General features: G+C 66.8%; 21 protein-coding genes and 1 pseudogene. 9 read left to right on the top strand and 13 right to left on the bottom strand.

The features are described 5' to 3' along the window. The first annotated feature begins 46 nt into the window (after positions 1–46). Entirely contained in the window at positions 47–277 is a 231-nt protein-coding gene (locus tag MF6396_RS06320) for a DUF3820 family protein (RefSeq protein ID WP_043864478.1), read from the top strand. On the opposite strand, the gene MF6396_RS06315 is transcribed toward MF6396_RS06320, so the two are convergent. From MF6396_RS06315 to ptsP, 3 genes are read right to left on the bottom strand one after another with little or no spacing between them, the layout of a single operon-like run. Beyond that, positions 278–2,017 carry a PTS fructose-like transporter subunit IIB gene (locus MF6396_RS06315; RefSeq protein ID WP_078479906.1) on the bottom strand — a complete coding sequence of 580 codons (1,740 nt, stop codon included), beginning with the start codon at positions 2,015–2,017 and terminating at the stop codon, positions 278–280. It abuts the gene before it with no gap. Then, positions 2,014–2,970, bottom strand: a complete 957-nt coding sequence (pfkB, locus tag MF6396_RS06310; protein WP_078479905.1) for a 1-phosphofructokinase — start codon at positions 2,968–2,970, stop codon at positions 2,014–2,016. Before pfkB ends, MF6396_RS06315 begins: the two co-directional genes overlap by 4 nt. Continuing rightward, the gene (gene ptsP, locus MF6396_RS06305) at positions 2,970–5,828 is read right to left on the bottom strand and encodes a phosphoenolpyruvate--protein phosphotransferase (RefSeq protein ID WP_078479904.1); all 2,859 of its coding nucleotides are present in this window, start codon (positions 5,826–5,828) and stop codon (positions 2,970–2,972) included. Before ptsP ends, pfkB begins: the two co-directional genes overlap by 1 nt. A gap of 284 nt (positions 5,829–6,112) precedes the next feature. Here ptsP and cra point away from each other — a divergent pair, with 284 nt between their 5' ends. Beyond that, positions 6,113–7,108: a catabolite repressor/activator gene (gene cra / locus MF6396_RS06300; RefSeq protein ID WP_054916282.1), complete on the top strand. Its 996-nt coding sequence runs from the start codon at positions 6,113–6,115 to the stop codon at positions 7,106–7,108. Positions 7,109–7,110: 2 nt separating this feature from the next. Next, positions 7,111–7,887 carry a TatD family hydrolase gene (locus tag MF6396_RS06295; RefSeq protein WP_054916281.1) on the top strand — a complete coding sequence of 259 codons (777 nt, stop codon included), beginning with the start codon at positions 7,111–7,113 and terminating at the stop codon, positions 7,885–7,887. A gap of 41 nt (positions 7,888–7,928) precedes the next feature. Here MF6396_RS06295 and MF6396_RS06290 read toward each other — a convergent pair whose 3' ends face one another. The 4 genes from MF6396_RS06290 to MF6396_RS06275 all read right to left on the bottom strand — a co-directional run bounded on the left by MF6396_RS06290 (position 7,929) and on the right by MF6396_RS06275 (position 13,772). Then, positions 7,929–9,947 (bottom strand): methyl-accepting chemotaxis protein, encoded by a 2,019-nt coding sequence (locus MF6396_RS06290; protein ID WP_078479903.1) that lies wholly within the window; start codon positions 9,945–9,947, stop codon positions 7,929–7,931. A gap of 180 nt (positions 9,948–10,127) precedes the next feature. Next, positions 10,128–10,961 (bottom strand): regulatory signaling modulator protein AmpE, encoded by an 834-nt coding sequence (ampE, locus tag MF6396_RS06285; protein ID WP_078479902.1) that lies wholly within the window; start codon positions 10,959–10,961, stop codon positions 10,128–10,130. Further along, positions 10,958–11,518 (bottom strand): 1,6-anhydro-N-acetylmuramyl-L-alanine amidase AmpD, encoded by a 561-nt coding sequence (gene ampD / locus MF6396_RS06280; protein ID WP_043864381.1) that lies wholly within the window; start codon positions 11,516–11,518, stop codon positions 10,958–10,960. The genes ampE and ampD overlap by 4 nt, the downstream gene beginning before the upstream one ends. A 79-nt stretch (positions 11,519–11,597) precedes the next feature. Continuing rightward, positions 11,598–13,772, bottom strand: coding sequence for a DUF1631 domain-containing protein (locus tag MF6396_RS06275; RefSeq protein ID WP_078479901.1), 2,175 nt, complete (start codon positions 13,770–13,772; stop codon positions 11,598–11,600). A gap of 249 nt (positions 13,773–14,021) precedes the next feature. Here MF6396_RS06275 and nadC point away from each other — a divergent pair, with 249 nt between their 5' ends. After that, on the top strand, positions 14,022–14,870 hold the full coding sequence (gene nadC, locus MF6396_RS06270) for a carboxylating nicotinate-nucleotide diphosphorylase (RefSeq protein WP_054916277.1): 849 nt from the start codon (positions 14,022–14,024) through the stop codon (positions 14,868–14,870). A 97-nt stretch (positions 14,871–14,967) separates the two neighbouring features. Here the strand turns inward: nadC and trxB are convergent, their stop codons facing one another. Continuing rightward, positions 14,968–15,930, bottom strand: coding sequence for a thioredoxin-disulfide reductase (trxB, locus tag MF6396_RS06265; RefSeq protein ID WP_043864378.1), 963 nt, complete (start codon positions 15,928–15,930; stop codon positions 14,968–14,970). 336 nt (positions 15,931–16,266) lie between these two features. Here trxB and cysZ point away from each other — a divergent pair, with 336 nt between their 5' ends. Next, on the top strand, positions 16,267–16,995 hold the full coding sequence (gene cysZ / locus MF6396_RS06260) for a sulfate transporter CysZ (RefSeq protein WP_054916276.1): 729 nt from the start codon (positions 16,267–16,269) through the stop codon (positions 16,993–16,995). Between the two features lie 51 nt (positions 16,996–17,046). Here the strand turns inward: cysZ and MF6396_RS29430 are convergent, their stop codons facing one another. Together MF6396_RS29430 and MF6396_RS29425 are read right to left on the bottom strand one after the other, a co-directional pair. Then, positions 17,047–17,457 carry a methyl-accepting chemotaxis protein gene (locus MF6396_RS29430; RefSeq protein WP_411269357.1) on the bottom strand — a complete coding sequence of 137 codons (411 nt, stop codon included), beginning with the start codon at positions 17,455–17,457 and terminating at the stop codon, positions 17,047–17,049. 132 nt (positions 17,458–17,589) lie between these two features. After that, positions 17,590–18,273, bottom strand: a pseudogene (locus tag MF6396_RS29425) (PAS domain-containing protein); the annotation flags it as partial. A gap of 265 nt (positions 18,274–18,538) precedes the next feature. On the opposite strand from MF6396_RS29425, the gene MF6396_RS06250 reads away from it, so the two are divergent. Continuing rightward, positions 18,539–19,759 (top strand): glycosyltransferase family 4 protein, encoded by a 1,221-nt coding sequence (locus MF6396_RS06250; RefSeq protein WP_078479900.1) that lies wholly within the window; start codon positions 18,539–18,541, stop codon positions 19,757–19,759. Here the strand turns inward: MF6396_RS06250 and MF6396_RS06245 are convergent. The 3 genes from MF6396_RS06245 to MF6396_RS06235 all read right to left on the bottom strand — a co-directional run bounded on the left by MF6396_RS06245 (position 19,728) and on the right by MF6396_RS06235 (position 22,130). Beyond that, positions 19,728–20,831 carry an NADH:flavin oxidoreductase gene (locus tag MF6396_RS06245; RefSeq protein WP_054916275.1) on the bottom strand — a complete coding sequence of 368 codons (1,104 nt, stop codon included), beginning with the start codon at positions 20,829–20,831 and terminating at the stop codon, positions 19,728–19,730. The genes MF6396_RS06250 and MF6396_RS06245 overlap by 32 nt on opposite strands. Positions 20,832–20,997: 166 nt before the next feature. Further along, positions 20,998–21,480 (bottom strand): glutathione peroxidase, encoded by a 483-nt coding sequence (locus MF6396_RS06240; RefSeq protein ID WP_043864373.1) that lies wholly within the window; start codon positions 21,478–21,480, stop codon positions 20,998–21,000. 164 nt (positions 21,481–21,644) lie between these two features. Continuing rightward, on the bottom strand, positions 21,645–22,130 hold the full coding sequence (locus MF6396_RS06235; RefSeq protein WP_043864372.1) for an FKBP-type peptidyl-prolyl cis-trans isomerase: 486 nt from the start codon (positions 22,128–22,130) through the stop codon (positions 21,645–21,647). Between MF6396_RS06235 and MF6396_RS06230 the strand changes: the two genes are divergently transcribed. The 3 genes from MF6396_RS06230 to MF6396_RS06220 are packed head-to-tail and all read left to right on the top strand — an operon-like array spanning position 22,099 to position 25,463. Continuing rightward, entirely contained in the window at positions 22,099–22,437 is a 339-nt protein-coding gene (locus MF6396_RS06230) for a DUF3565 domain-containing protein (protein WP_078479899.1), read from the top strand. The two genes, MF6396_RS06235 and MF6396_RS06230, sit on opposite strands and share 32 nt — an antisense overlap. A 33-nt stretch (positions 22,438–22,470) precedes the next feature. Next, entirely contained in the window at positions 22,471–24,567 is a 2,097-nt protein-coding gene (gene pta, locus MF6396_RS06225) for a phosphate acetyltransferase (protein ID WP_078479898.1), read from the top strand. A 2-nt stretch (positions 24,568–24,569) separates the two neighbouring features. Next, entirely contained in the window at positions 24,570–25,463 is an 894-nt protein-coding gene (locus MF6396_RS06220; protein WP_054916274.1) for an acyltransferase, read from the top strand. Positions 25,464–25,471 lie beyond the last annotated feature (8 nt).

Raw genomic sequence — 25,471 nt, 5'->3', positions numbered from 1 at the left:
GATTGCATGTATTGTCGGGCCTTTCCTGCACTGCTGCGCCGAGCCCATGACTCCCGAGACACTCGAACTGCTGGTCACCCGCGAAATGCCCTATGGCAAGTACCAGGGCCGGCTGATCGCCGACCTGCCCGGCCACTACCTCAACTGGTTCGCCCGCCAAGGCTTTCCCAAGGGCGAACTGGGCGGGCTGCTGGCGCTGATGCACGAGGTCGACCACAACGGCCTGGCCGACCTGCTCGAACCGCTGCGCAAGAAGCACCCGCGCCCACGCCCCTGATCAGACCTTGGCCGGCTCCAGTGCCAGCTCGGCCACGTCCCTGCGCTTGAGCACCGCGTACACCACAGCGGTCAGCAGGCTGCCGGCGGCGATGGCCAGCAGGTACAGCAGGGCGTGGTTGATCGCGTTCGGAATCAGCATCACGAACAGCCCGCCGTGGGGCGACATCAGCTTGCAACCGAAATACATCGACAGCGCGCCGGTCAGTGCACCGCCGACCACGCTGGCGGGGATCACCCGCAGCGGGTCCTTGGCCGCGAACGGGATCGCCCCCTCCGAAATGAAGCACATGCCCAGCACCAGCGCCGCCTTGCCGGCCTCGCGCTCGCTCTGGGCGAACTTGCGTCGCGCCAGGAAGGTAGCGATGCCCAGGCCGATCGGCGGCACCATGCCGGCGGCCATGGTCGCGGCCATCGGCGCCATGCTCTGGTTGGCCAGCAGGCCCACCGAGAAGGCATAGGCGGCCTTGTTCACCGGCCCGCCCAGGTCCACGCACATCATGGCGCCGAGCAGTATGCCCAGCAGCACCGCGTTGGCAGTGCCCATGCTGTCGAGAAAATGCGTCAGGCCATCGAGCATGCCGGCCACCGGCTTGCCCACCACGTAGATCATCACCAGGCCGGTGAACAGGCTGGCCAGCAGCGGGATGATCAGGATCGGCTTGAGACTCTCCAGGCTGCTGGGCAGGCGGACCCAGTGGCTGATCGCCTTGGCCGCGTAGCCGGCCACGAAGCCTGCGACGATGCCGCCGATGAAGCCGGCGCCCAGCGAACTGGCGAGCAGCCCGCCGATCATGCCCGGCGCCAGGCCCGGGCGGTCGGCAATCGAATAGGCGATGTAGCCGGCCAGCAGCGGCACCATCAGCTTGAATGCGGCGTCTTCGCCGATCTGGCGCAGGGCGGCGGCCAGGGTGCCCGGCTCCTTGTAGGCATCGAGCCCGAACATGTATGCCAGGGCGATCAGCAACCCGCCTGCCACCACCATCGGCAACATGAACGACACCCCGGTCAGCAGGTGCTTGTACACCCCAGCCCTTTCACTGCGTGCAGGTGCGGTGCCGGCGCTGCCGGCGGCACGCTCTTCGCGACCTTCGGCCAGCGCCCTGTTCAAGGTGGCCTGGGCCTGCTTGAGGGCCACGCCGGTGCCACAGCGGTAGATGCGCTTGCCGGCGAAGCGCTCGGTGGGCACTTCGATATCGGCGGCCAGCAGTACCACGTCGGCTTCGGCGATGGCCGCGGCGCTCAGCGGGGTGCGTGCCCCCACCGAGCCCTGGGTTTCGACGGCCAGTTGATAACCCAGTTGCCGCGCCGCCTGCTGCAAGGCTTCGGCGGCCATGAAGGTGTGCGCCACCCCGGTGGGGCAGGCAGTGACCGCAACGATCTTCTTCACCGCCCCCGCTGCGGCCGGCGCAGGCGCCACGGCTTCGGGGTGGTGCACCTGGGCCTGTTCGGCGGCCAGGCGCAGAAAGCTCTCCACATCCTGCAGGGCCTGGGCCGGAGTGCTCTGGAACAGGCGTTTGCCGGCAAAGCGCTGCAGGTCGAACGGGCCGGTGCTGATCACCAGCACCCAGTCGGCGGCGGCGATCACTGCCGGCGAAAGCTGGCGCTCGGGATGGTCGGGATCGTGCACCTCGACACTGGTGCTCCAGCCCTGGCGCTGCGCGGCCGCATCCAGCAGGCGCGCGCTGAGCAGGCTGGACACCTGGCCGTTGGGGCAGGCGGTGACGATGGCGATCTTCATTGTTCACCCTCTTGTCGAGCGTGGGGAATCTGCACCCGGACGGCATCTTCGAGCTGCGCCAGTTGCACGCGGTCGCCGATGCCGAAGCCGATCTGGGTCACGGCCTGGGCGGCAATCGCGGTGGCGCGGCGCAAGGTCTGCGCGGCAGGCTCGGCATTGAGCAGGCCGTGCAGCATGCCGGCCAGCAACGAATCGCCCGCGCCCACCGTGCTGGCCACCATCACCTGGGGCGGCAGCGCCTGCAGGGCGCCGTCGCGCCGGAACCAGATCACCCCCTGCTCGCCCTGGGACACCACCACATGCTCGACGCCCTGGTCGATCAACTGGCGGGCAGCGGCCTGCTGCTCGGCAATGCTGTGCAGCGGGCGGCCCAGCGCTTCGGCCAGTTCGTCGGTATTGGGCTTGACCAGCCACGGCGCGCTCTTGAGCCCGGCGATCAAGGCCGCACCACTGCTGTCCAGGATCACCTTCAGGCCCAGCGACTTGAACCACGCCAGCAGCATCTGCAGCCACTGCGGGCTCACACCCGGCGGCAGGCTGCCGGCCACCACCACCGCGTCATACCCGCTGGCCAGGTGCTGCAGGCGCGCCAGCAGCTCGCCCTGGGCGTGTTCGTCGACCTGCGGGCCCACGCCGTTGATATCGGTAACCCGGCCATCGCCCTCCACCAGCTTGAGGTTGCTGCGGGTTTCGCCGGGCACCCGCACGAAGCAATCGGCAAAGCCGCGACGGGCCATCAGGGCCTCGAAGGGCTGCAGGTTGTCCTGGCCCAGGAAGCCGCCCACCGTCACCGAATGCCCCAGGTCGGCCAGCACCTGCGCCACGTTCAGGCCCTTGCCCGCCGCGTGGCTGTGCTGCGCGTGGCTGCGGTTGACCGCGCCGGGCTGCAGGGTGGCGAGGCTGACGGTGAGGTCCAGCGCCGGGTTGAGGGTCAGTGTGAGTATCCGTGCCATCAATGCATCTCCACCCGTGCGCGCACATCGGCGGCACTGCCCTGCACCAGCGCATCACGCGCCAGTTGCCGGGCCTGTTCAAAATTCAGTTCGCGCACCACCGCCTTGACCTCGGCAATGCTGCGCGCCGCCACGCTCAGTTCATCCACGCCCAGCCCCACCAGCACCGCCACCGCCTGGGGGTCGGCGGCCAGTTCACCGCAGATGCCCACCCACTTGCCGTGGGCATGTGCGGCGCGCACGGTGATGTCGATCAGCTGCAGCACCGCCGGGTGCAGGCCATCGGCCTGGGCCGACAGGCTCGGGTGGCCGCGGTCGATGGCCAGGGTGTACTGGGTCAGGTCGTTGGTGCCGACACTGAAGAAGTCCACCTCCGGCGCCAGCACCGGTGCCAGCAGCGCGGCCGAAGGCACCTCGATCATGATGCCCACCTGCAGGTCGCCGACCGGTATCTCCTGGCGCAGGCGCTCGACCATTGCTCGGGCCTGGCGCCACTCCTCCACCTGCCCGACCATCGGGAACATGATGCGCAGCGGTCGCTCGCCCGCCGCGCGCAACAGGGCGCGCAACTGGCTTTCCATGACCTGCGGCCGTTGCAGGGTCAGGCGAATGCCGCGTACCCCCAGAAACGGGTTTTCCTCCTTGGCGATGGGCCAGTAGGGCAACGGCTTGTCGCCGCCCACATCCAGGGTGCGCACCACCAGCGGCCGGCCCTGCAGGCCGTCGAGCACACGGCGGTACTCGGCTTCCTGGGTGGCCTCGTCGGGCACCTGTGGATGGGCCATGAAGATCAGCTCGGTGCGCAGCAGGCCGATGCCTTCCGCGCCCAGGTCGATCACCTGTTCGATACCCGCGCTTTCACCGATGTTGGCGAACACTTCCACGGCATGCCCGTCGCGGGTCACGGCAGGTTCCAGGCGACGCGCCCGGGCCGCCTGCAGGCGCTGTTCGCGCTGTTCGCGCTCGGCCAGGGCGCGCTGCAGCTCGTCCGCCGCCGGGGCCACGGTCAGGCGCCCACGCTGGCCGTCCAGCAACAGCTCGGTGCCGGCGGCGATCAGCAGCACCGCCGCGCCGGCCCCCACCACCGCCGGGATGCCCAATGCCCGCGCCACGATCGCGCTGTGCGCGGTGGCGCCACCCCGTGCGGTGAGAATCCCGGCCACCCGCGCCGGATCGAGGCGCGCCACATCGGACGGGCCGACTTCGTCCATCACCAGCACATAGGGCTGTTGCGGCTCCGCCACCTCGGCGGCCCCGCACAGGGTGGCCAGCACACGGCGGCCCACGTCGCGCAGGTCGGCGGCGCGTTCGGCCAGCAGGGCGTCGTGCAAGGCCTCCTGCTGCCGCGCTGCGGCCTCGATCACGGTCATCCAGGCCGCTGGGGCGCTTTCGCCCTGGAGCAGGCGCAGCTCGACTTCATCGCCCAGCCCCGGATCGCTGAGCATTTCCTGGTGAGTGACGAAGATCTCGCGGATGGCCTTGGCCGGGCTGCGCCGGATCAGCGCTTCGAGCTCACTGGCCACGGCGGCCAGGGCACGTTGCAGGCGGTCGCGCTCGATCACCGGCGACTCGCCCCGCAGCGGGTAGTCGAAATGGCGCAGCACCTGCACATGCGCCGGGCCGCAGGCGATGCCCGGCGATGCGGCCACGCCCTGGACCTGCGTGCCCGGCTGCGGCGCGCTCAGCACCGGCTCGAGCACCTGGGGCGCCGCTACCTCGCTCACCGGTGCCAGCGCCTCGACCGCTTCGCCCAGGCCGGCCTGCACCGCCGCCAGCAACGCCGGCAGCGCGCTGTCGGCCACGCTCGGCTCGGCGATGAACTCCAGTACCTGGCCACGGCGTGCGCCCAGGCTCAACAACTTGCTCAGGCTCTTGACCGACACGGCGGCCTCGCCGCTGTCGACCACGCGCACGCGCACCTCGCCCTCGAACGCCTTGGCAAGTTGCGCCAGCTCCTTGGCCGGGCGCGCATGCAGGCCGTGGGCATTGGCCAGGCCGACGCGAACGCTGGGCCAGTCGGCCGGCAGCTCGCCGCCCAGCACCTCCAGCACCGCACGGCTGCTGGTAGCGCGAAACAGCTCCTGCGCCCGACCTTCGATCAGCAGGGTACACAGGCGTTCGAGCAGGGCCTGGTGCGCCGCGCCCAGGCTGGCCAGGCAGAACAGGCCGTTGAGCGGCTGGCCCAGGTAGCGCAGCGGCTGCTGCGGGGTGACGAACGCCAGGCCCGGCTTGCGCACGGTCTGCTCGCTGTGCAGCCACCACAGGCCATCGCCCAGGGGCAGCGCCTCGACCTGCTGCAGCACGGCGGCAAAGCCATTGCCGGCGCAATCGGCGCGGCGCAGCAGGCGGGCGCCACGCCATACCAGCTCTTCGAAATCCTCGGCGGGCACACCCAGGCCGATCATCTGTGCATCCAGTGCCAGCTCCTGCGGCGCACCCTGCAGCAGCTTGAGCAACGCCTCGGCGCTGCCGGCCCGGCGCAGCGCCTGGGCCAGGTCGGTCTCGCCCAGCGCGCGGGTGAGCAATTGCAGCAGGCGCAGGTGCTCGTCGGAGCGCGCGGCGATGCCGATGGCCAGGTACACGATCTGCCCGTCACCCCAGTCCACGCCCTCGGGGAACTGCAACAGGCGCACGCCGGTGGCATGCACCAGCTCGCGGGTCTGCGGGGTACCGTGGGGGATGGCGATGCCCTGGCCGAGAAAGGTCGAGCCCTGCGCTTCACGCGCCTGCAGCCCGGCCAGGTAGCCCTCGGCCACCAGCCCGTCGGCCACCAGGCGCTCGGCCAGCAGCTGCAGCGCGGCGGTCTTGTCCACGGCCGACTGGCCCATGGAAATCTGCTCTATGGTGAGCTCGAGCATGAACCTCTCCTTTGCAGCGCCGGGCCGGCGCCGAGGTATTGTTGTGAATTTAGCAGCACCCGACACGTCGCAGGGCCGGGCGCAGGCGAAGGCCACGGCAGAAAAATCGCCTGCTGAATCGTTTAACCTAGAATAGCGTGCACGTTACTCGATAACCTGCGAACAATGAAAGCCCCATTTTGTCGGACAATTGCGACAATGGTCGTCTGCGCCGATGCTTCGCAATCGGCGACAATACCCGGTCAGGCTCTGCAGCCAACCCCGGTAATAACAAGGAAAATTCGGTGAAACTCAGCGATATCGCCCGTCTGGCCGGTGTGTCCGTTACCACTGCCAGTTATGTCATCAATGGCAAGGCCGAACAGCAACGCATCAGCAGCAGCACGGTAGAGCGTGTGCGTGCGGTGGTCGAGGCCCATGGCTTCACGCCCAACCCGCAAGCGGCCGGGCTGCGCAGCCGTCACACGCGCACCCTTGGCTTCATCCTGCCAGACCTGGAAAACCCCAGCTATGCGCGCATCGCCAAGCAACTGGAGCAAGGCGCAAGGGCCCAGGGCTACCAGCTGCTGATCGCCAGCAGCGACGACCAGCCCGACAGCGAGCGCCAGTTGCAGCAGCTGTTTCGCGCACGGCGCTGCGACGCCCTGTTCGTCGCCAGCTGCCTGCCCGAAGACGACGACAGCTACCGCACGCTGCAGGCCAACGGCCTGCCGATCATCGGTATCGACCGCAGCCTGGACCCGGCGCAGTTCTGCTCGGTGGTCAGCGACGACGAGCATGCCAGCCTGCACCTGACCCGCAGCCTGCTCGACAGCGCCCCGGCGCATATCGCACTGATTGGCGCACGCCCGGAGCTGAGCGTCAGCCGCGCTCGCGCACGTGGTTTCGACCAGGCCCTGCAAGGCTTCGACGGACGGGCCAGCCAGCACCAGGGCGAAGCCTTCAGCCGCGAGTGCGGGCGCCGCCTGATGAGCGAGCTGCTGGCCGACCTGGGGCGCCTGCCCGACGCACTGGTGACCACCTCCTATGTACTGCTGCAAGGCGTGTTCGATGTGCTGCAGACCCGCCCGCCAGCATCGCGCAGCCTGCACCTGGGCACCTTCGGTGACAACCAGTTGCTGGACTTCCTGCCCCTGCCGGTCAACGCCATGGCCCAGCAGCACGGCCTGATGGCCGAAACCGCCCTGCGCCTGGCGCTGGAGGCGGTGGAGAAGCAGCACTACACGCCGGGTGTGCACGCAGTGGCGCGCACCTTCAAGCAACGCCTCTTCAAGGCCTGACCATGCGCCTGGTAGACACCCACACCCACCTGGACTTTCCCGACTTCGATGCCGACCGCAGCGAAGTGCTGGGGCAGGCGCGCCGCGCCGGGGTCGAGCGCATGGTGGTGCTGGGGGTGTACCAGGACAACTGGCAGCGGGTATGGGAGCTGGTCAAGAGCGATCCGCAGCTGTATGCGGCGTTCGGCCTGCACCCGGTGTACCTGGAACAGCATCGCCCGGAACACCTGCTGGCGCTGGGCGACTGGCTGAGCCGCCTGCGTGGGGACCGGCAGCTGTGCGCGGTGGGCGAGTTCGGCCTGGACTACTACGTGGCCGAGCTGGACCGCGAGCGCCAGCAGGCGCTGTTCGAGGCCCAGTTGCAGCTGGCGGTGGACTTCGACCTGCCGGCGCTGCTGCATGTACGGCGCAGCCATGCCGACGTGATCGCCCGGCTCAAGCGCTTCAAGCTGGCGCGTGGCGGCATCGTGCATGCGTTTGCCGGCAGCTACGAGGAGGCCCGCGAGTACCGCCGCCTCGGGTTCAGGCTGGGGCTGGGCGGTGCGGCCACCTGGCCCCAGGCGCTGCGCCTGCGCAAGGTGCTGCCACGCCTGGGGCTGGACGGCGTGGTGCTGGAGACCGACTCGCCGGACATGGCCCCGGCGATGTACGCCGGGGTGCGCAACAGCCCTGTGCACCTGCCGCAGATTGCCGTGGCACTGGCTGAGGTGATGGGGGTTGCGCCCCAGGTGCTGGCCGAGGCCAGCACGCGCAATGCCTGCGAGCTGTTTGGCTGGTAATACCGCCCCTGCGCCTTGCCGGCGAAGGGCCCAGCCCTCGCTCAGACCCTGAACGCCCCGATCAACTGCTTCAACTCCATCACCTGCGCCGACAGCTGCCGGCTCGCATCTTCGGTCTGGTGCGCGCCCTCGGTGGTGTGCTCGGCCGCGCGGTTGATCTGCACGATGTTCAGGTCGATGTCATGCGCCACCGCCGTCTGCTGCTCCACCGCCGCCGCAATCTGCTGGTTCTGCTCCACGATGCTGCCCATCGCCCCCAGAATGTTGACCAGCGCCTGCTGCACCTGCTGCGACTGCCCCACGGTGCCCGCCGCCATCTGGTGACTGCTGTCCATCGCCCGCACCGCCGCCTCCACCCCACCCTGCAGGCGTGAGATCATCTGGTCGATTTCCTCGGTCGACTGCTGCGTGCGCTTGGCCAGCGTGCGTACCTCGTCGGCCACCACCGCGAAGCCACGCCCCTGCTCCCCGGCCCGCGCCGCCTCGATGGCGGCGTTGAGCGCCAGCAGGTTGGTCTGCCCGGCGATGCTCTTGATCACCTCCAGCACCTGGCTGATCTGCTGGCTGTCGCTGACCAGCTGGTTGATCACCCCCACCGACTGGTCGATTTCGGCCGCCAGCCCGGCAATGCTGCCCTGCTGCGACTCCACCAGCCCGCGCCCGCTGACCGTCCCGCGGTTGACCCCGTGGGCGCTGTTCACGGCTGCCGCAGCGCTGCGAGCCACTTCCTGGGCAGTGGCCGACATCTGGTTCATGGCCGTGGCCACCTGCTCGATCTGCCCACGCTGGCCGCTCACCGCCTGGTTGCTGCGCGCCGATACCGCATGCACCTGCTCGGCCTGGTGTTCCACCTCGGCCACCGTCTGCCCGACCCGCTCGATCAGGTCATGGATGCGCCGCACCGTGGTGTTGAACACCTCGCCCAGCTCGCCCAGCTCGTCGCGACTGCGGGCCTGGAAGGTCACCGTCATGTCGCCACCGGCCACCTTGTCCATCACCTTGCCCAGGGTACGCAGGGTGCTGCGGGTGGAGGCATAGAAGCCGCCATACAGGTAGCCGATCAGCATGAACACCGCCGCCAGGGCCAGCACCAGCAACACCATGTGCTGGCGGTAGTCGCCCAGGCGCGCCTGCAACTGCTGTTCGAGTACCTGCAGGGTGGCGCCATTGAGCAGGTAGGTCTGCTCGATCAGGCCGCTGACCTGCTGGTAGAACGCCGGCCACGGCGCATCGAGGGTATCGGCCATCACCACCTGGTCTTCGAGCAGCTCGCTGGCCTGCTTGAGCGACGCCTGGCTGCTGGCGGCCTGGCTGGCCAGCCGCGGCTCGTCGCCCAGGGCGTCCTGCAGGCGAATGGCGTAGTCGGCCGACAGCTTGTCGAGGCTTTTGAGCAGTTCTTCGAAACGGGTACTGGCCGATGAGTTGAGAAACCCCTGGCCCAGCGAGTAAGCCCCGATTGCGCGGCCTTCACCCAGGGTCTGGGTGACCTGGGCGGTGACCGTGGTCAGCAGCTCGCCCATCTGGCGCACGCCGGCATCGCTGTCCTGGCCAAGGCCCGACTGGCTGACCACCAGCTTGCCAAGCAGCTGCGCCTGCGCCAGCAGGGCGTCGTACAGGGCTGCACGGGTCTGCAACGAGGAGTCGGCTCGCGCCGCCTCGAGCCCTGCCAGCAACTCGTCGCGCCGGGCGGTGAAGGCCTGCACCTGGGCCGGGTCCTCGGTCATCGGGGCCAGCGCGGCCACGCGCTTTGCCACCTGCTGTTCCAGCGCATCGATGCGCGCCTCCAGGTCGTCGGCCTTGCCGGACTGCCCCAGCACCGCGTTGATCTGCACCAGATTGCCCAGGCTCTCCAGATCACCGCGCACGGCCAGGCTCTCGCTCAGCAGGCCGAGGCTGTGCAGCTCCACACGGGTGGCGTGGAACTTGGCATAGGCGTCGCGCACCAGATAGAAATTGGTGACCAGCATGGGCAGAAAGAACAGCACGCTGATCAGGCTGAACTTCATGCCGAAGCTCAGCCGGTTCATCAATGCGATTGCCGGATACAAGAGGCGCTTCAAGGGTCGTCTCCTTTCGATTTCTTATTGTTTTCTGCGCAATAGCACTAGGCCACTGGCGATCGTCAGCAGCCTCTGTATAGCGCATATCGAAGGGAAGTTTTGTAACTTAAGGTTAACCACCAGTCGCGGCGGCCTGTAGGAACGAGCCGCCGTTGCGGCAGCCCGTTTACACGTTGTGAGTCAGCCGAGCACGGTCCACAGGGCAAAGCCCGCGTACCAGAGCACTGCGGCACGCAGCAGCAGTTCCCACAGGCTGTCGAGCCCGGTCAGGCCTTGCGGGCCGGCCTCGACGTCGGCGGGAATCTCCGCCGCTGCCGTGCCCGCCTGCTCCACCAGGCGCGGCGCACCGATGTGCCAGTTGAGCAGTTCGTGCAGCATCATGCGGCTGACCGCCACAAAGTTGCCCACCAGTGCAAAACTGGCAGCCAGTACCCGCACCGGCGCCCAGTCGAAGGCGTGGCGCAACTGCCGGGCGCGTTCCTGTACCGCCGGGTTGCCGGCCCGCTCGCCCGTCAGCGCCAGCAGCCGGTAAGCCAGCGCTGCAGCCGGGCCCAGCAGCACATACCAGAAGATCACCGCAAAGAAGCTCTGGTAGGCCTGCCACAGCAGGTGCCCCTGCACCTTCTGGATCAGGCCCTGGCTGTCGTCGGCCGTCACCCCCAGGTCGCGCTCGGCCACGTGCACGGCCGCCTGTTCATCGCCGCGTCGCCAGGCATCGCGAAACGGCCCCAGCGCCGCCTTCACATCGCCCCGGCCCAGGCTGTAGATCAGCACCAGCAGGTGCACCGGCAGGGCCAGCAGACCATAGGCGACCGGGTCGAGCACGTGCAGCAGCAGCGCCAGTACCGCCACCGGCAACAGCACCAGAATGCCAAGCACCCACCAGGGGTCGGCCTTGGGCCTGCGCTCCAGGCGGGCCAGTTCGGTGAGAAAAAAGCCGTCGCGTTGCAGGCGCTGGCGCAGCGCCGAGAACTTCTCGACCCACAGCACCAGCAGTAACACCAGAAAACTCATGATCTGTCCTCGTTGACGTGCAGGCTGGCGCGATAGCGTTCCCAGTCGAACGCCGGCCCCGGGTCGGTCTTGCGCCCCGGCGCAATGTCGCTGTGGCCGCGGATTCGCCCCGCGATGGGCCAGGCAGCCTGCAGTTGCAGGGTCAAGTGTTGCAGGGCAGTGTACTGGGCGTCTGTGAACGGCGTCTGATCGGTGCCTTCGAGTTCGATGCCCACGGAAAAGTCGTTGCAGCCCTCGCGGCCCTCGAAGCGCGATACCCCGGCATGCCAGGCCCGGTCCAGGCACGAGACGAACTGGGTAACCCTGCCGTCACGCTCGATCAGAAAGTGCGCCGATACACGCAGGTCCTTGATCTGCTCGAAAAACGCATGCTCGGCGATGGGCAGGCGGTTCTGGAAGAACGCCTGCACCTTGCCGGTGCCGAACTGCCCGGGCGGCAGGCTGATGTTGTGGATCACCAGCAGGCTGATGGCTTCGCCCTCGGGGCGCGCGTTGAAGTTGGGGGAAGGGCAATGGGTGACGCCAGCGACCCAGCCAGTAGCGTGGTCAAGTTGCATAGAAGATCCTGAAGCATGAAGGCTCTGGCGCAGTATGCCCCGAGGAATCGAAGGTTGTATCGTTAAAAAGTGCGGGCGCTCAGGGTTGACGCTGGCGCAGTTGGCTGACCACCGAACCCAGTGCACGTTCGAACAGCTGGGTGGCATCGAGCAGGCGTACCTGGCCCTGGCTCAACGCCCCGGCAAGCCCCTGCTGCGACCATTCGCGCAGCTTGCGCCCGGTACGGTCGACGAACACATAGGTGTGGGTGCTGTCGATGATCGCGATCAGCTTGCCGCGCACCGGCTCGTCATCCTCGTCGCGCAGCTCGATCCAGGCCCCCGGGCGCAGATCGCGCACCTGGTGCAGCGCCGGGTCGTCGTCGGGCAGGCTGGAGCACAGCCCGCCCGCCGCCACCGACTCCGGCCCCAGCAGCACGATCCGATCACGCACCAGCACCCGCTCGATACGCGCCTGGCCGGGGTGCCCTGCCCCTTCCACAGCCTGCAGGTGCAGCGCTTCGAGCTGGGCGAAGAACTCGCTGGTGGCAAAGGGGTCGTAGGCAACCCGGGTCAACCCCTCGCGCAGGGCCTTGAGCAGGCCCGGCACCTGCTCCAGCAGCCGTGCACGGTCGTCGCCTGTGTGTGACTCGACGCTCCAGAGCAACAGGTCCATGTTGGCCAGCGCGTCCTGCCACTGGGTCGAACCCCGCCCATGCTTGAGGCAGGCCAGCAGCAGCACCTGGCTCCAGGCCTGCTCGATCACCCGTACCACGCCTTGCGGCAGGCACTTGCCGAGCAGGCGCAGGTTGAGTTCGCTTTCAACCTGCTGGCGCGCCAGCACGGTGCGTGCCCGGCCCTCTTCGGCATCGCGGGTGCGCTGTTCGAGCAACTCGGTACGGCGGCGCTCATCGGCACTGAAAGCAAGGAACTCGGCCAGCAGCTCGGCGAAGATCTGCGGGTCGTCGGCAAAATCGGTGAGCAGGCGCTGCACGATGGCCTCGACCCGCATGTACAGCTCGTCGCGCTGCACGTCATCACGCGCGCCCCAGCCCATCGCCACTGCGGCAATCTCGTCGAGCAGGCGGCGCGCCGGGTGGGTGGCGCGGCTGAAGAAGCTCTTGTCGAGCAGCGCCACCTTGAGCATCGGGATCTGCAGGCGTGCGATCAACTGGCGCAGCGAATGCGGCAGGTTGCGATCGCCGAGGATGAAGTCGAAGAGCATGGCGATCAGGTTGATCACATCCTCATCGATCACCTCGACCCTGCGGTACTTGCCGCTTTGCACGCTGGCCCGGGTCAGCAGCTGCTCCAGCTGGTGGCGCAGGTCGAAGTCCTGCACCTCCCCCGCTGCCGGCACGAACTGCTGCAGGTGCGAGAGCAGGCGCAGCAGATCCTGCCTGCTGATCGGCTGCACCCGGTCATAGGGCTCCAGGCGCGGGGCCACCCGACCGCGCACCGGGGACAACAGCACCTGCAGCGAGGCGAAGGCGGCCTGCGCCCCGGCATCGGCCGTCAGCGGGGCTGGCTTGACCTCCGGATCGCCGGCCGGGTGTGCCGGTTCGGCCGCCGGGGTGCGCCAGCCCGGCGCGCTCTTGAGGTCGGGCAGGATCCCGGTGGCGCTCAACAGCTGGTTGGCTTCGCCGTACAACTGGCCGACGTCGCACAGCACGTAACGCTCGAACAGCTTGAGCAGTATCAGCTTGACCTTGATGCCCACGCCCAGGCTGCGCCCGGCCTGCAGAAAGTACTCGCACAGCAGCGCCGGCCCCAGCGGGTTGGCGTGATCGTCCAGGCGCTGGCTGATCAGGCTGTTCATGCGCAGGGTCAGCTGGCCGAGGGCGAAACCGTCACGCGTGGCCACGCGGGCCACCATCGTCTCCACGGCCTGGGCCCGCTCACGCGCATCGTCGGCCATCAGCGCCTGCCTGTCGTAGCCACGGCGCGCCAACGGCGCGGTCGGGTCGTTGCCGGCAATATCGATGAAGGCGTCATAGAACAGGTCGAGGAAGGCACGCTCGATGCTCTTGCGCTTGAGGCGCAGGTCGCGCATCGCTTCGAAGAACAGGCTGCGGTCATGGTTGTCGGCGGCCGTGTCGGCCATTTCGAAGAGCGTGTCGTCGGCGTTGTCGAACAGCCCCTGCAGCGCCTGGCGCAGGTGCTGCGCTGCCTTGTCGCGCACTTGCAGCAGGATGACCGGCAGACGAGCGAACGGCGTGCGTGACGCCTGATCGGTGGCCGCCTTGAACGGCACCACCTTCCCGTCATTGGGCATCCCGGTCTCCTTGCTGGGTTGGCTACGAAGTGGATTGAATGGCTGTCAAAGTCATGACGCCAATTACAAGGCGCGCATTATCTGGCAAAAACGCGCGGCCTGCCAGCGAACTGTGCAGTACGTTTCGGCCAGCCTGTGGATAGACCGCCATGGGGCGCAAATGCTCATTTGCTGCGACCAAAGGCGGATTGCTGCACGCCCGCCCCGGGCTGCCCTATAATCGCGGCCACCTAGCTTGTGGAGCCCACCATGCCGAATCTACGCCTCGCCGACCTGACCGCCGAAATCGAAGCCAACGTGCGCCGTGCGTTGCTCGAGGATGTCGGCAGCGGCGACATCACCGCCCAGCTGATTCCTGCCGAGCGCCTGGCCAAGGCCACCATCATTACCCGCGACGACTGCGTGATCAGCGGCACGGCCTGGGTGGACGCGGTGTTTCGTCAGCTCGACCCGCGGGTGGCGGTGCACTGGCAGGTCAAGGACGGCGACCGGGCCACGGCCAATCAGGCACTGTTCCACCTGGAAGGGCCGGCCCGCTCGCTGCTGACCGGCGAGCGCAGCGCGCTGAACTTTTTGCAGCTGCTGTCGGGGGTGGCCACCCATGCGCGGCACCTGGCCGACCTGGTGACCGATACCCAGGTCAAGCTGCTGGATACGCGCAAGACCCTGCCGGGCCTGCGCCTGGCGCAGAAGTACGCAGTGACCTGCGGCGGCTGCCACAATCATCGCATCGGCCTGTACGACGCGTTTCTGATCAAGGAAAACCACATTGCCGCCAGCGGCGGGATTGCCGAAGCGATCGCTGCGGCGCGCCGCATTGCGCCGGGCAAGCCGGTGGAAATCGAGGTGGAGAGCCTGGATGAACTGCAGCAGGCGCTGGAGGCCGGGGCCGACATCGTCATGCTCGACGAGCTGAACCTGGACGAAATGCGCGAGGCGGTGCGCCTCAATGCCGGCAAGGCCAAGCTGGAAGCCAGCGGCGGGATCAGCGAAAGCACGTTGCGCGCAATTGCCGAGACGGGGGTGGACTACATCTCGATCGGGGCAATGACCAAGGATGTGAAGGCAGTGGACCTGTCGATGCGCCTGAGCCTTTGAAAGCATCGCGGGTCAAGCCCGCTCCCACAAGGACAGCAGTGATCCCTGTGGGAGCGGGCTTGACCCGCGAAGGGCTGCGAAGCAGCCCCAACAGTCCTCAGAACGAAGCGTTCTGCAGGCCGTCCAGGTAACGCTCGACATCCAGTGCCGCCATGCAGCCGGCACCGGCCGAGGTGATTGCCTGGCGATACACGTGGTCGGCCACGTCGCCGGCGGCGAATACGCCCTCGATGCTGGTGGCGGTGGCATTGCCGTCACGCCCGCCGTTGACCACCATGTAGCCATCCTTGAGCGCCAGCTGGCCTTCGAACAGCGAGGTGTTGGGGGTGTGACCGATGGCGATGAACACGCCGTCGACCTTCACTTCATCGAAGCTGCCGTCGTTGTTCTTCAGGCGCGCACCGGTCACACCCATGTTGTCGCCCAGCACTTCGTCCAGGGTGGCGTTGAGCTTGAGCTCGATCTTGCCTTCGGCCACGCGGGCGTGCAGCTTGTCGATCAGGATCTTCTCGGCGCGGAAGGTCTCGCGGCGGTGCACCAGGGTCACCTTGCTGGCGATGTTGGCCAGGTACAGGGCTTCCTCGACGGCAGTGTTGCCACCACCGACCACGGCCACCGGCTTGTTGCGGTAGAAGAACCCGTCACAGGTCGCGCAGGCCGAAACGCCCTTGCCCATGAACGCCTCTTCCGACGGCAGGCCCAGGTAGCGCGCGCTGGCGCCGGTGGCGATGATCAGTGCGTCGCAGGTGTAGGTGGCGCTGTCGCCCTTGAGGGTGAACGGCTTGTTGGCCAGGTCCACGGCGTTGATGTGGTCGAACACCACTTCGGTCTCGAAACGCTCGGCATGCTCCTGCATACGCTGCATCAGCGCAGGGCCGGTCAGGCCATGTGCATCGCCCGGCCAGTTGTCGACTTCGGTGGTGGTGGTCAGCTGGCCGCCAGCCTGCATGCCGGTGATCAGCAGCGGCTTGAGGTTGGCACGGGCCGCGTACACGGCGGCGCTGTAACCGGCAGGGCCGGAACCGAGAATGATCACTCGCGAATGACGAACTTCAGACATGAAACGCTCCTGTCGAGCTGGCGAGCCAGCCACATGACGCCGGGGGCACCGGCTGGAATAAAAAAGAACCCGCGAAGCACTTGGGGAAGGCTATTGGCCGCAGGTTCTGGAAACCGTGAAATTGGTGCGACTGTAACGAGGAGGCAGAGATTAAGGAAATATCCTTAGACAATCCACCTTATAGACGACCTCTATTCACCTGCCGAGCACCGGCCGCTTTGCCTATTAAATGATCGACAGGGTTTTGTTACCGGGGGTTGCGCGCATTTCGCCGCGCTTTCGCCCAGGCGTCAAACTCGGTAAGGTCGGCGCGTTTACCACCGCTCGGAGCCTTTTATGCAAGCCCCTGTCCTGTCCGGCCCCCAATACCTGCGCGAGGGCCTGAAACTGGTCCTGAGCCCGGGCCTGCGCCTGTTCGTACTGCTGCCGCTGGCGGTCAACCTGCTGCTGTTCGTGGGCCTGATCTATTTTGCCGGTCACCAGTTCAGCCTGTGGGTGGACTCGCTGATTCCGACCCTGCCGGGCTGGCTGAGCTTTCTCAACTATGTGCTGTGGCCGCTGTTCGTGGTGCTGGTGGTGCTGATGGTGTTCTTCACCTTCACCATGCTGGCCAACATCATCGCGGCACCGTTCAACGGTTTTCTGGCCGAAAAGGTCGAGGTGGTGGTACGTGGCACCGACCCGTTCCCGGCCTTCAGCTGGGGCGAACTGGCCGCCATGGTGCCGCGCACCCTGAGCCGCGAACTGCGCAAGCTGGGCTACTTCGTGCCGCGCGCCCTGGCGCTGTTCATCCTGTCGTGGATCCCGGTGGTCAACATCGTGGCCGCGCCGCTGTGGCTGCTGTTCGGTGTCTGGATGATGGCCATCCAGTACATCGACTACCCGGCAGACAACAACAAGATGAGCTGGCAGGACATGCTCGCCTGGCTGCGCGCCAAGCGCTGGCAGAGCCTGGGCTTTGGCGGCTCGGTGTACCTGGTGCTGCTGATCCCGTTCGTGAACATCGTGATGATGCCTGCCGCCATCGCCGGTGCCACGCTGTTCTGGGTACGCGAACGCGGCTGACGGTTGCCGGGGCGACGGTGGCGACGGTGCAAGGCCGCCGCCACCGCGCCGTCAGGGCGCCAGCTGGTTGGAGAACTGGCCGACCGCGTCCACCACCTTCTGCGCCCCGTCCTGAATCTCGACGATCACCGTACCGGTCTGCCCGGCCAGCGACAGGCCCTCTTCGGCCTGGCGCTTGCTGTTGTCGATGATGTCGACCGCCGCCTTGGCCAACTGGGCGTTCTGCTGCACCACCCGGGCGATTTCCTCGGTGGCGGTGCTGGTGCGCGAGGCCAGTTGCCGCACCTCGTCGGCCACCACCGCAAAACCCCGGCCCTGCTCGCCGGCACGCGCGGCTTCGATGGCCGCATTGAGCGCCAGCAGGTTGGTCTGCCCGGCAATGTCGCTGATGGTCTTGATGATCGAACCGATCACCTGGGACTGCTTGTCCAGCGCCTCGATGCCGTCGGCGGCCTGCTGCATGTACGTCTCCAGGCCGCGCATGACCTCGACCGTCTGAGTCACCACCTCGGTGGCGCGACGTGCACTGGAGTCGGTGTCCAGGGACGTGGTGTAGGCGATGTCGGCGGCGTGGGCCACCGCCGCTTCCTGGTTGACCTGGTCGGTGATCACGGTGGCGAACTTGACCACCTTGTACAGCACGTCATGGGCGTCGATGATCGGGTTGTACGACGCCTCCAGCCAGACCACGCGGCCATGGGCATCGATGCGCTTGAAGCGCTCGGCCACGAACTCGCCACGGCGCAGTTTTTCCCAGAACTGCTGGTAATGCGCCGAGTTGTACTCTTCCGGCTCGCAGAACATGCGGTGGTGCTTGCCGCGCACCTGCTCCAGGGAATAGCCCATGGTCTTGAGGAAGCGGTCGTTGGCAGCCAGCACCTCGCCGTTGAGGTTGAACTCGATCACTGCCGTGGAGCGCATCAGGGCCTTGATCAGGCTCTCGTGCTCGCGTGACGTCTCGATGGTGCGGGTCAGGTCGCTGGAGTGCAGGGTGAAGTAGCGCAGGCGCCCGTCACTGCCCTTGACCGGCTGCAGGATCGAGCGCAGCCAGGCTTCCTCGCCGTTGCCGCGCAGCAGGCGAAACGCGCCGTTGAGGTGCTCGCCGCGGTTGATCGCCTGTTTCATGCGCTGGTAGAAATCCAGCGGCTTTACATGCGCCGGCACGATCTCTTCGATGTTGCGGCCCAGCAACTGCTGGCTGCTGTAGCGCATCTCTTTCTCGAAGTTGCCGTTGACCGCTTCGATGCGGCCCTGGGGGTCCAGTTGCAGCACCAGCATCTCGCTGTCCAGGCTGCACTTGACCTGCTCCATGGTCATCAGCTCTTCGCGCAGCCTGGCATTTTCTTGTTTCAGTTTGCTGTTGAACATCACCGCTCCTGGAGCGAAAGTCTCATTTGAATGCAACTTCATCGGCTGGCGATGCGGCATTCTTGAGGCGCTGGCCAAGCTTATTTTCACAGCGCAAAAGCGCCAATGATCGGGCGTCATGTATCCGTCATTTTGCTGTCATCCGGGCGCAATCGGCACCTCGGAAAATCCTCCCATGACCAGTCCCGCCGCCCTGCACATAACCCTTGTCAGCGAAACCTTCCCACCCGAAATCAATGGCGTGGCCAACACCCTTGGCCGCCTGCACGAAGGCCTGCGCCTGCGCGGCCACCGGGTGGAGCTGGTGCGCCCGCGCCAGGCCGGCGATGCCGCCGGCCCTGCGCAGGCCGACCTGCTGTTGTGCCGTGGCTGGCCCCTGCCCGGCTACCCCGGCCTGCAGTGGGGGCAGGTGTCGATGCACAAGCTGCTGCGCCGCTGGCGCCGCGACCGCCCGGACGTGCTGTACATCGCCACCGAGGGGCCACTGGGCCTGAGTGCACTGCGGGCGGCGCGGCGCCTGGGCATCGCGGTGGTCAGCGGCTTTCACACCAACTTCCAGCAGTACTCCGGCCAGTACGGCTTCGGCCTGCTCACGCGGCTGGTCACCCGTTACCTGCGCGGCTTCCACCATCGCTGCCACAGCACCCTGGTGCCCAGCGTCAGCCAGCGCCTGGAGCTGCAGCGGCGCGGCTTCGAACGCCTGACCCTGCTGTCGCGCGGGGTCGACAGCAGCCTGTTCAACCCGGCCCGGCGCCGCCAGAGCTTGCGCGACCAGTGGGGCCTTGGGCCCGACGACATCGCCCTGCTGCATGTGGGGCGGCTGGCCACCGAGAAGAACCTGGGCCTGCTCGGCCAGTGCCTGGACGCCCTGCGCAAGGCCTACCCCCTGCGCAACCTGCGCCTGATCGTGGTGGGGGACGGCCCGCAGCGCGGCGCACTCGAGCAGCAGTTGCCAGGTGCAGTGTTCTGCGGGGTACAGCGCGGCGAATGCCTGGCCGAACACTACGCCTCGGGGGATATCTTCCTGTTCCCGAGCCTGACCGAAACCTTCGGCAACGTAGTGCTGGAGGCGCTGGCCTCCGGCCTTGGGGTGGTGGCCTACGACGAGGCCGCAGCAGCCCAGCACATTCGTCATGGGCACAGTGGCGCACTGGCCATGCCGGGGGATGCAGAGGCCTTCATCGATGCCGCCAGCTGGCTGCTGGAAGACAGCGAGACCTTGCGCCGGGTGCGCCTCAATGCCCGCCAGCATGCCAGCCGCCAGGGCTGGCCGGCCATCGTCGAACAGTTCGAGGCGCACCTGCGCGGCGCCTGCGAACAGGCACCGGCACCGTCTCAGCGCCGCGTCGATGCGGCGCTGCTGGTCAAGCGAGGCTCGTCAGCGCCTCGCGGCTGAACGGCAGGATGTCCTGCTCGCGCCCCTCACGCACCTTGGCCGCCCACTGGGCATCCACCAGCAAGGCACGCCCTACGGCCACCAGGTCGAACTCCTGGTCGCCCAGGCGCTGCAGCAGTTTCTCCAGGCTGGCCGGTTGCGCCACCTTGTCGGTGTCGACCATGAACTGCAGAAACTCCCCATCCAGGCCCACGCTGCCCACGGTGATGGTGGGCTTGCCGGTGAGCAGGCGGGTCCAGCCAGCCAGGTTCAGGTCCGAGCCTTCGAACTCAGGCTCCCAGAAGCGGCGCGTGGAGCAGTGGAAGATATCCACGCCGGCGTCGGCCAGCGGGCGCAGGAACTCGCCCAGCGCCTCGGCGTTGTCGACCAGGCGGGCGCTGTAGTCCTGCTGCTTCCATTGCGAGAAGCGCAGGATGATCGGAAAGTCCGGGCCTACGGCGGCGCGTACCGCCTGCACCAGCTCGATGGCAAAGCGCGAGCGGCCGGCCAGGTCGCCGCCGTACTCATCGCTGCGCTGGTTGCTCGTGGCCCAGAAGAACTGGTCGATCAGGTAGCCGTGTGCGCCATGTATCTCGACGCCATCCATGCCGATGGCCTTGGCATCGCGGGCAGCCTGGGCGAACGCCTCGATCACGTCGCGGATGTCGGCATGACTCATGCCGTGCACCACCACCTGGCCATCCTTGAGTTTTTCGCTGGGGCCGTAACCCGGCACGCTGGCGTCCGGCTCGGTACCCAGGCGGCGCACGCTGCCCACGTGCCACAGTTGCGGCACGATCCTGCCGCCTTCGGCGTGTACGGCATCGACGACCTTCTTCCAGCCCGCCAGGGCATCTTCACCATGAAAGCGCGGCACGTTGGGGTAACCGTTGGCGGCCGGGTGGTCGACGGTAGTGCCTTCGGTGATGATCAGGCCGACATCGGCAGCGGCGCGGCGGCGGTAATACTCGACCACCTGCGCATGAGGCACACCGCCTGGGCAGAAGGTTCGGGTCATCGGTGCCATGACCACACGGGTCGGCAGCTCGAGGGCGCCCAGCTTGAAGGGGGTGAACAGGGCTTGAGCAGGCATTCGGCGCTCCTGGGAAAGGGATGGCGCCTGAGCATAGGGCGGGATTGTCGCTGACCCCAGTACTATTGATAGCGGTGATCGGGGTGGATTTTTCGCCGGCAAGGCCGGCTCCTGCATACGACGGTGCATCCATTGCAGGAGCCGGCCTTGCCGGCGAAGGGGCACGTCAGGCCAAGGCTTTCTCGATAGCCTGCACCACCGTGGCATCATCCGGCGCAGTACGCGGCGCAAAGCGCGCCAGCACGCGGCCGTCCTTGCCTACCAGAAACTTCTCGAAGTTCCAGGTGATATCCCCCGGGAACTCGGCGCCTTCACCGGCCAGCAGGCGGTACAGCTGATGCCGCTCCGGGCCGTTGACCTCCAGCTTGCTGCCCAGCGGGAAACTCACCCCGTAGTTCAGGCTGCAGAACTGGGCGATCTCCTGCTCGCTGCCCGGCTCCTGCCCGGCAAACTGGTTGCACGGCAGGCCCAGCACGCTGAAGCCCTTGTCCTTGTAATGCTGGTAGAGATTCTCCAGCGCCGCATATTGCGGGGTCAGGCCACATTTGGAGGCGACATTGACCACCAGCACCACCTGCCCCTTGAACGGCGCCAATGGCAACTCCTGGCCATCCAGCGCCTGCAATTTCAGGTCGTGAAATGCACTCATGACGTACTCCCCTTTCCAGTTCCCGGCCAGTTACCGGCATCGGTCCCGGCTGGCGCAACAAATGCTGCCCACTAAAAAAGCGCCCGGCCAAGCCGTCTGCCTCCTGGGAGAACACGACAGACTTGCCCGGGCGCCTTAGCGACCTTCTGAGCTTAGCGCAGAAATCAGTGCTGATGGCCACCTTCGCCATGCACGTGACCATGGGCGATTTCTTCTTCGCTGGCATCACGCACGGCAACGACCTTGACCTTGAAGTTCAGGCGCTGGCCAGCCAGTGGGTGGTTGCCGTCGACGGTCACGTCGTCGCCGTCCAGGTCACGGATGGTCACGATCTGCATCTGGCCATCAGGCGCGGACGCGTGGAACTGCATGCCCACTTCCAGCTCGTCGACACCTTCGAACATGCTGCGGTTCAGGGTGCTGACCAGTTCGGCCAGGTATTCGCCGTAGGCGTCTTCCGGCTCGATGGCAACGTCCAGCTCGGCGCCGGTATCCTTGCCTTCCAGGGCTTTTTCCAGGCCCGGAATGATGTTGCCTGCACCGTGCAGGTAAACCAGCGGCGCGCCGCCGTTGGAGCTATCGATGACCTCACCAGCGTCGTTGGTCAGGGTATAGTCGATGGAGACAGCCTTGTTGGCGGCGATCGGCATGGGGCGAGACCTTTTGCATAAGAATGTAGAACGAACAAGTGTAACCAACGCATCGCCTGAAAGCGAACGCAACCCGGACAAACGGGAAGCCGCTTTTCCCAGCCGGGTGCTGGGTTTTCATCAGGACGAGCATGGCCACTGGGTGGTCGAACTGTCGTGCGGGCATACCCAGCACCTGCGCCACGAACCGCCGTGGCAGTCACGTGGCTGGGTGCTGGACGCAGGCCTGCGCCAGCAACGAATCGGCCAGCCATTTGCCTGCGGCTGGTGCGCTCAGGGGGTCGATAGCGCTACCCTTGGCAATTGATTCTTTTGCAACAGCTCACTTCGAGAAGCTCGCATGCAGACATTTTTCAGCGCGCCGACCGACTTTGGTGTCGGCCTGACCTCCATCAGCCTGGGCCTGGTGCGCACCCTGGAACGCGCCGGTCTCAAGGTCGGCTTCTTCAAGCCGATCGCCCAGCCCCACCCCGGCGACACCGGCCCGGAACGCTCCACCGAACTGGTCGCCCGCACCCACGGCCTCAAGCCGCCGCAACCGCTGAGCCTGGCGCATGTGGAACGCATGCTCGGCGATGGCCAGCTGGACGAACTGCTCGAAGAAATCATCACCCTGTACCAGCAGGCCTGCATCGGCAAGGACGTGCTGGTGGTCGAGGGCATGGTGCCCACCCGCCATGCCAGCTACGCGGCACGGGTCAACCTGCACCTGGCCAAGAGCCTGGACGCCGAGGTGATCCTGGTGTCGGCGCCGGAAAACGACGTGCTGGCCGAGCTGTCGGGCCGTGTCGAGCTGCAGGCCCAGCTGTTCGGCGGCCCGCGCGACCCCAAGGTGCTGGGCGTGATCCTCAACAAGGTGCGCAGCGACGAACCGATGGACACCTTCGCCAGCCGCCTGCAGGAGCATTCGCCCCTGCTGCGCAGCGGCGAGTTCCGCCTGCTGGGCTGCATCCCGTTCCAGGCCGGGCTCAACGACCCGCGCACCCGCGACGTGGCCGAGCTGCTCGGTGCCCAGGTACTCAACGCCGGCGACTACGAAACCCGGCGCATGAACAAGATCATCATCTGCGCCCGCACCGTGGCCAACACCGTGCCGCTGCTCAAGCCCGGCACGCTGGTGGTGACCCCGGGTGATCGCGACGACATCATCCTGGCCGTCAGCCTGGCGGCGATCAACGGTGTGCCACTGGCCGGCCTGCTGCTGACCAGCGACAGCAAGCCCGACCCGCGCATCCTCGAACTGTGCCAGGGCGCCCTGCTGGCCGGCCTGCCGGTGCTGTCGGTGAGTACCGGCTCCTACGACACCGCCAACCAGCTGAACCAGTTGAACAAGGAAATCCCGGTGGACGACCGCGAGCGCGCGGAGATCATCACCGACTTCGTGGCCAGCCACCTGGACGCCGACTGGCTCAACCAGCGCTGCGGCACCCCGCGCGAGATGCGCCTGTCGCCTGCGGTGTTCCGCTACCAGCTGATCCAGCGAGCCCAGCAGGCCAACAAGCGCATCGTGCTGCCCGAAGGCGCCGAGCCGATGACCGTGCAGGCCGCCGCCATCTGCCAGGCCCGTGGCATCGCCCGCTGCGTGCTGCTGGCCAGGCCCGAGGACGTACAGGCAGTGGCCCGCGCCCAGGGCATCAGCCTGCCCGAGGGGCTGGAGATTCTGGACCCGGACCTGATCCGCGAGCGCTACGTCGAGCCTATGGTCAGCCTGCGCAAGAGCAAGAGCCTGAACGCGCCGATGGCCGAGCAGCAGCTCGAAGACCCGGTGGTGATCGGCACCATGATGCTGGCCCTGGACGAGGTCGACGGCCTGGTCTCGGGCCTGGTGCACTCCACCGCCAACACCATCCGCCCGGCCCTGCAACTGATCAAGACCGCCCCCGGCTGCAGCCTGGTGTCGTCGGTGTTCTTCATGCTGTTCCCCGAGCAGGTGCTGGTGTATGGCGACTGCGTGATGAACCCGCACCCCACTGCTGGCGAACTGGCCGAAATTGCCCTGCAAAGCGCCGATTCGGCCGAAGCCTTCGGCATAACCCCGCGGGTGGCGATGATCAGCTATTCCAGTGGCGATTCGGCCAGCGGCGAAGAGGTCGAGAAGGTGCGCGAGGCCACCCTGCTGGCCCAGGAAACCCAGCGTGGCCTGCAGATCGATGGGCCGTTGCAGTACGACGCCGCCGCCAACCAGGACATCGCCCGCCAGCTGGCGCCCAACAGCAAGGTGGCCGGACGCGCAACGGTGTTCGTGTTCCCCGACCTGAACACCGGCAACACCACCCACAAGGCCGTGCAGCGCAGCGCCGATTGCGTGAGCCTGGGGCCGATGCTGCAGGGCCTGCGCAAGCCGGTCAACGACCTGCCGCGTGGCGCCCAGGTCGACGACATCGTCTACACCATTGCCCTGACCGCGATTCAGGCCAACCGCTCGCTGGATAACTGACCATGCTCGCTTTTCTGCCCGCGCCCGTGCGCGGAGTCATCGGCTCGCTGCTGCTGGCCGCCAACACCATCCTGTGCTGCACACCGCTGTTCATCGTCAGCCTGTTCAAGCTGTGCCTGCCCTTTGCCGCCGCGCAGCGCGTCACCGACGAACTGATGCGGCACATCCACGAAGCCTGGATCAGCAACAACAAGGGCTGGATGAACCTGGTCGGGCGCACCCGCTGGGACATCGAGGGGCTGGCCGGGCTGGACTACCAGCACAGCTACCTGGTGACCAGCAACCACCAGAGCTGGGTGGACATCATGGTGCTGCAATACGTGCTCAACCGGCGCATCCGACCGCTCAAGTTCTTCCTCAAGCAGGTGCTGATCTGGGTGCCGGTGATCGGCCTGGCCTGGTGGGCGCTGGGCTTCCCCTTCATGAAGCGCTACAGCAAGGCCTACCTGGCCAAGCACCCAGAAAAACAGGGCAAGGACCTGCAGACCACACGCCGTACCTGCGCCAGGTTCCGTGGCAAGCCCACGGCGATCTTCAACTTTGCCGAAGGCACGCGTTTCACCCCCGCCAAGCATGCCGAACAGGGTTCGCCGTTCCGGCACCTGCTCAAACCCAAGGCGGGCGGCATTGCCTTCGTGCTGGATGCGATGGGCGAGCAACTGGAGTCGATCATCAACGTGACGATCCATTACCCGCAGGGCACACCGGGATTCTGGGACCTGCTGTGCGGGCGGGTGGCGCGGGTGGAGGTGACGTTCGAGGCGCTGGCGATTCCCAAGGAATTCCTGGGACGCAGCTACGACCAGGATGAAGCCTACAGGCTGGCGTTCCAGCAGTGGATCAACCGGTTGTGGGAAGAGAAGGATGAACGGCTGGAGCGGATGCGCCAGCAGTGAGCCCTTCG

The organism is Pseudomonas sp. MF6396 (genome assembly GCF_002018915.1).
Taxonomy (GTDB): Bacteria; Pseudomonadota; Gammaproteobacteria; order Pseudomonadales; family Pseudomonadaceae; genus Aquipseudomonas; species Aquipseudomonas palmensis.
Note: the sequence above shows the minus strand (reverse complement) of the source record. Positions and strands in the feature narration are given on the sequence as shown.

Bases quoted from the DNA above. Each gene is read 5' to 3' on its own strand.
- MF6396_RS06320 (WP_043864478.1), top strand. From the start codon at position 47: ATGACTCCCGAGACACTCGAACTGCTGGTCACCCGCGAAATGCCCTAT.
- MF6396_RS06315 (WP_078479906.1), bottom strand. From the start codon at position 2,017: ATGAAGATCGCCATCGTCACCGCCTGCCCCAACGGCCAGGTGTCCAGC.
- pfkB (WP_078479905.1), bottom strand. From the start codon at position 2,970: ATGGCACGGATACTCACACTGACCCTCAACCCGGCGCTGGACCTCACC.
- ptsP (WP_078479904.1), bottom strand. From the start codon at position 5,828: ATGCTCGAGCTCACCATAGAGCAGATTTCCATGGGCCAGTCGGCCGTG.
- MF6396_RS06295 (WP_054916281.1), top strand. From the start codon at position 7,111: ATGCGCCTGGTAGACACCCACACCCACCTGGACTTTCCCGACTTCGAT.
- ampE (WP_078479902.1), bottom strand. From the start codon at position 10,961: ATGAGTTTTCTGGTGTTACTGCTGGTGCTGTGGGTCGAGAAGTTCTCG.
- ampD (WP_043864381.1), bottom strand. From the start codon at position 11,518: ATGCAACTTGACCACGCTACTGGCTGGGTCGCTGGCGTCACCCATTGC.
- MF6396_RS06275 (WP_078479901.1), bottom strand. From the start codon at position 13,772: ATGCCCAATGACGGGAAGGTGGTGCCGTTCAAGGCGGCCACCGATCAG.
- nadC (WP_054916277.1), top strand. From the start codon at position 14,022: ATGCCGAATCTACGCCTCGCCGACCTGACCGCCGAAATCGAAGCCAAC.
- trxB (WP_043864378.1), bottom strand. From the start codon at position 15,930: ATGTCTGAAGTTCGTCATTCGCGAGTGATCATTCTCGGTTCCGGCCCT.
- cysZ (WP_054916276.1), top strand. From the start codon at position 16,267: ATGCAAGCCCCTGTCCTGTCCGGCCCCCAATACCTGCGCGAGGGCCTG.
- MF6396_RS29430 (WP_411269357.1), bottom strand. From the start codon at position 17,457: ATGCAGCAGGCCGCCGACGGCATCGAGGCGCTGGACAAGCAGTCCCAG.
- MF6396_RS06250 (WP_078479900.1), top strand. From the start codon at position 18,539: ATGACCAGTCCCGCCGCCCTGCACATAACCCTTGTCAGCGAAACCTTC.
- MF6396_RS06245 (WP_054916275.1), bottom strand. From the start codon at position 20,831: ATGCCTGCTCAAGCCCTGTTCACCCCCTTCAAGCTGGGCGCCCTCGAG.
- MF6396_RS06240 (WP_043864373.1), bottom strand. From the start codon at position 21,480: ATGAGTGCATTTCACGACCTGAAATTGCAGGCGCTGGATGGCCAGGAG.
- MF6396_RS06230 (WP_078479899.1), top strand. From the start codon at position 22,099: ATGGAGACAGCCTTGTTGGCGGCGATCGGCATGGGGCGAGACCTTTTG.
- MF6396_RS06235 (WP_043864372.1), bottom strand. From the start codon at position 22,130: ATGCCGATCGCCGCCAACAAGGCTGTCTCCATCGACTATACCCTGACC.
- pta (WP_078479898.1), top strand. From the start codon at position 22,471: ATGCAGACATTTTTCAGCGCGCCGACCGACTTTGGTGTCGGCCTGACC.
- MF6396_RS06220 (WP_054916274.1), top strand. From the start codon at position 24,570: ATGCTCGCTTTTCTGCCCGCGCCCGTGCGCGGAGTCATCGGCTCGCTG.